Here is a 3,737-nt window from a genome sequence, read left to right as displayed (position 1 = left end):
GGCAGCCAGGCGGCCGAGGCCGCCGGCGGCGCCGCCCTGCCCCTGATCGCCTCCGAGGTGGAGGCCACGGTGGCCGCCGAGTCGCTTCCCGCCGCCGAGGCCGCCGCCTTCGCCCTGGCGCTGCGCCTGCGCGGCTACCGCTTCGACCGCTACCGCACCAAGGAAAGCGCCGAGGACAAGCCGAAGCTGCTGCGCGTCACCATCGCCACACCGGATGTCGCCGCCGCCCAGGCCGCCCATGCGCCGCTCTCCGCCATCGCGGACGGCGTCTTCCTGGCGCGCGACCTGGTCAGCGAGCCGCCGAACATCCTCTACCCCGCCGCCATGGCCGACCGCTGCCGCGCGCTGGAGAAGCTGGGTGTCAGCGTCGAGGTCATGGGGCAGCAGGAGCTGGAGAAGCTCGGCTTCGGCGCCCTGCTCGGCGTGTCCCAGGGCTCGGCGCGGGAGCCGCGCATGGTGGTGATGCAATGGAAGGGCGGCGCCGAGGGCGAGGCGCCGGTCGCCTTCATCGGCAAGGGCGTCACCTTCGATACCGGCGGCATTTCCATCAAGCCCGCCGCCGGCATGGAGGACATGAAGTTCGACATGGCCGGCGCCGGCGCCGTGATCGGCGCCATGTCCGCCCTGGCCGGGCGCAAGGCCCGCGCCAATGTCGTCGGCCTCGTCGGGCTGGTGGAGAACATGCCCTCCCATAATGCCCAGCGCCCGGGCGACGTGGTGACCACCGCCTCCGGCCAGACCGTCGAGGTCATCAACACCGATGCCGAGGGCCGGCTCGTGCTGGCGGATGTCATCTGGTACGGCCAGCACCGCTTCAAGCCGCGCCTGATGGTGGACCTGGCCACGCTGACCGGCGCCATCATCGTGGCGCTGGGCCATGAGCAGGCCGGGCTCTACTGCAACGACGACACGCTCGCCGCGCAGCTCACCGCTGCCGGCGCCGCCACCGGCGAGAAGCTGTGGCGCATGCCGCTGGGCGAGGGCTACGACAAGATGCTGAAGTCCGAGATCGCGGACATGAAGAATGTGGGCGGCCGCCCCGGCGGCTCCTCCTCCGCCGCCTGCTTCATCCAGCGCTTCGTGGATGTGAAGGAAGGCTATATCCCCTGGGCGCATCTGGACATCGCCGGCACCGCCTGGGCCACCAAGGACCAGCTCACCACGCCCAAGGGCGCCACCGCCTTCGGCGTGCGGCTGCTCGACCGGCTGGTGGCCGAGCACTACGAGAGCCGCTGAGCCATCCGGCGCCCCCATGAGCGAGATCGGCTTCTATCACCTCACCCGCACGCCGATGGACCAGGCGCTGCCGAAGCTGCTCGGCCGCGTGCTGGCCCAGGGCGCGCGCGCCGTGGTGCGGGTGGGGGAGCCGGAGCGGCTGGCGGCGCTGGATAGCTCCCTCTGGCTCTGCCAGGACCCGGACTGGCTGCCGCATGGCACGCCGCAGACCGGGCAGGCCGACCTCCAGCCCATCTGGCTGACCACGGAGGACGAGGCGCCCAATGGCGCCCGCTTCCTCTTCCTGGTGGATGGCGCCGACAGCGCGCGGCTTGGCGAATTCGACCGTGTCTTCGACCTTTTCGACGGCCAGGACGATGCCGCAGTGGCCGCCGCCCGCCGCCGCTGGAGCGCCGCCAAGGCCGCCGGCCATGTGCTGACCTATTGGCAGCAGGGCGCGCGCGGCTGGGAAAAGAAGGCCTGAGCGCGGCCTCGGCCGCTCAGTTCCGCCGCTCGATCCGGCCCGCCCTTTCCTCATAATCCGCGGCCATGGAGAGCAGGGCATCCTGCTGGCCGGGCATGAGGTTCACGAAGCGCCGGCATTTCTCGGCCCTGGCGCGGAGGCCCCGCGCCTGTTCCGGGCCGGAAAGGTCGAACAGCAGGTTGATGGCGCCGCGCAGCCTGCCTTCCTCATCCAGCAGCGGCGTCGGGAAAGGCCGGAAGCTGACATAGGAGCCATCCGGCCGCTCGGCCACGGCCTGGACGCCGCGGATGGCCCGCTTCTCGCGGATCGCCACCGCCATGGGGCACTGGTCGTGCGGAAGGTATTCGCCTTCCTCCGTGTAGAGCCGCCAGGTCACGCACCAATTGTCCTGGCGCAGCATCGGCCGGCGCCCGGCGAAGGAGATGCAGGCCTTGTTGTAATAGGTGACCGCGCCTTCCGCGTCGGTCATGTAAATCGCCGCCGGAAGGTGATCCAGAACGCGGAGGGAACCCTCCCCGCCCTGGTTCACCGCCTCCAGGGCAAGATGCAAAACATCGCCAGACACCGAAGGACCCACGCCCGTTGTTTCTCCCGAACCGGGCGGGTGATTACGGCGTCGCACCAAAATTCGCAATGACGCCGTGCGGCTTCATGGCTGATGCGCGCTTGAACATTTCTTGATGGTGCTTCCCGGCCATGCCGCGCCGTCCCGCTTCCGCTTCGGGCGGAAGCGGCGGCGCCCGGAGGCCGCGGGCCTCACTCTGCCCCGTGCCGGTCCCCGGTGACAGGGGTGTGGGAGGGCGGGTCGCTGGCCGGGAAGCTGTCCTCGCCTTCCGCGTCCAGATAGGCCTCGCGCTCCGCATCCAGCATGCAGGCGATCTTCCAGTGCGCCTCGGCCCTGCCCTCCGGCCGGCCTTCCTCAAGCCACAGCAGATAGGCACGCTCGCGGATGCGCTGTTCGGCTTCCTTGTCGGGCTCCGGCATGACGGCCTCCTTGCGGCAGGTGGCAGAGAACTTCATATGATCGCGCCGGCCACCGGCAAAAAGCCCAGCGGCGAAACATGCGTGGCCCGCCCCGCCCCGCGCGGCGGCGCGCCCGAACCGCCGGTCCCTGCCCGCCTTCCCCAGGAAGCGGCGCCGACCTCAGGGTCCCTGCCCCGCGCGCCCGATCTGCAGATGGTCGCGCGCGATTTCGAGGCTGCAACGGAGCGACATCAGGGTGCGCTTGGCTTCCTCCGCCGCCTTGTGGTGGCCATGCCCTCCCAGTTCCTCCAGAAGGGTTGCCAGACGGGCGATGCGGTCCTCACCGTCCCTGATGTGACGTTCCGCTTGGTCGAGGTGAGTTTCGGCCATGGCCTTCCTCCTCCGCTCCCCGCATCCTGGCACAGTCTGGGCATCTGTTGCGCGGGATTCCGCGCGGCACCGCCCGCCTGGGGTCACATCGCCAGGCCGCCGTTCACGTGCAGCACCTGCCCGGTGACATAGCCGGCCGCCGGGGAGGCCAGGAAGGCGATGGCCGCCGCCACATCCTCCGGCAACCCGATCCGCCCCATCGGGATGCGGGACAGCATGGCCTGCCGCGCCGCCTCGTCCACCGCCGCATGGGCCTGGGCATCCTTGCGGATATAGCCCGGCGCCACGGCATTCACCGTCACCGCCGGCGCCCATTCCACCGCCAGCGTCTTCACCAGCGCCTCCACCCCGGCCTTGGCGGCGGCGGTGGCGGGGAACAGGGTGGAATCCGTGCGGAAGCTATGCGCCACGAAGGAGGAGACGGCGATGAAGCGGGGCGCCCTCCCCTGGGCCAGCCGGGGCCCCGCCGCCTGGGCCAGCCGCAGCATGGCCCAGAGCACGGTATCCTGCGTCCGCGCGAAGCCTTCCTCCGTCAGGGCCATCACCGGCGTGCGGTCGGCGAAGCCGGCATTGGAGACCAGCACGTCCAGCCCGCCCAGCGCGCCGGCCGCCTGCTCCACCAGCCCGGCGGCGGCGCCGGGCCGGGACAGGTCGGCCAGCAGCACCACGGCCTCCGCCCCCCGGG

At 71.1% G+C, this 3,737-nt stretch carries 6 protein-coding genes; 2 read left to right on the top strand and 4 right to left on the bottom strand.

The genetic code is table 11. The features are described from left to right. Together IBL25_RS24945 and IBL25_RS24940 are read left to right on the top strand one after the other, a co-directional pair. Positions 1-1,236: leucyl aminopeptidase (locus tag IBL25_RS24945; protein WP_187781158.1), on the top strand; the 1,236-nt coding region annotated here is incomplete at its 5' end. A 16-nt stretch (positions 1,237-1,252) separates the two neighbouring features. After that, positions 1,253-1,699, top strand: a complete 447-nt coding sequence (locus tag IBL25_RS24940; protein WP_187781157.1) for a DNA polymerase III subunit chi — start codon at positions 1,253-1,255, stop codon at positions 1,697-1,699. A 16-nt stretch (positions 1,700-1,715) separates the two neighbouring features. Here the strand turns inward: IBL25_RS24940 and IBL25_RS24935 are convergent, their stop codons facing one another. The 4 genes from IBL25_RS24935 to IBL25_RS24920 form a co-directional block, all read right to left on the bottom strand. Next, entirely contained in the window at positions 1,716-2,228 is a 513-nt protein-coding gene (locus IBL25_RS24935) for a PAS domain-containing protein (RefSeq protein ID WP_367615687.1), read from the bottom strand. A 227-nt stretch (positions 2,229-2,455) separates the two neighbouring features. Next, on the bottom strand, positions 2,456-2,683 hold the full coding sequence (locus IBL25_RS24930; RefSeq protein WP_187781155.1) for a DUF2934 domain-containing protein: 228 nt from the start codon (positions 2,681-2,683) through the stop codon (positions 2,456-2,458). 159 nt (positions 2,684-2,842) lie between these two features. Beyond that, the gene (locus IBL25_RS24925; RefSeq protein ID WP_187781154.1) at positions 2,843-3,052 is read right to left on the bottom strand and encodes a hypothetical protein; all 210 of its coding nucleotides are present in this window, start codon (positions 3,050-3,052) and stop codon (positions 2,843-2,845) included. Positions 3,053-3,135: 83 nt separating this feature from the next. Further along, a partial coding sequence (locus IBL25_RS24920) for an SDR family NAD(P)-dependent oxidoreductase (protein ID WP_187781153.1) occupies positions 3,136-3,737 on the bottom strand: 602 nt, incomplete at its 5' end.

Origin of the sequence: Pseudoroseomonas ludipueritiae, from assembly GCF_014490445.1 — a bacterium.
Lineage (GTDB): Bacteria > Pseudomonadota > Alphaproteobacteria > Acetobacterales > Acetobacteraceae > Pseudoroseomonas > Pseudoroseomonas ludipueritiae.
The sequence above is the reverse complement of the archived record's forward strand: the minus strand, read 5'-3'. Positions and strand labels throughout refer to the sequence as shown.

Bases quoted from the DNA above. Each gene is read 5' to 3' on its own strand.
- IBL25_RS24925 (WP_187781154.1), bottom strand. From the start codon at position 3,052: ATGGCCGAAACTCACCTCGACCAAGCGGAACGTCACATCAGGGACGGT.
- IBL25_RS24940 (WP_187781157.1), top strand. From the start codon at position 1,253: ATGAGCGAGATCGGCTTCTATCACCTCACCCGCACGCCGATGGACCAG.
- IBL25_RS24930 (WP_187781155.1), bottom strand. From the start codon at position 2,683: ATGCCGGAGCCCGACAAGGAAGCCGAACAGCGCATCCGCGAGCGTGCC.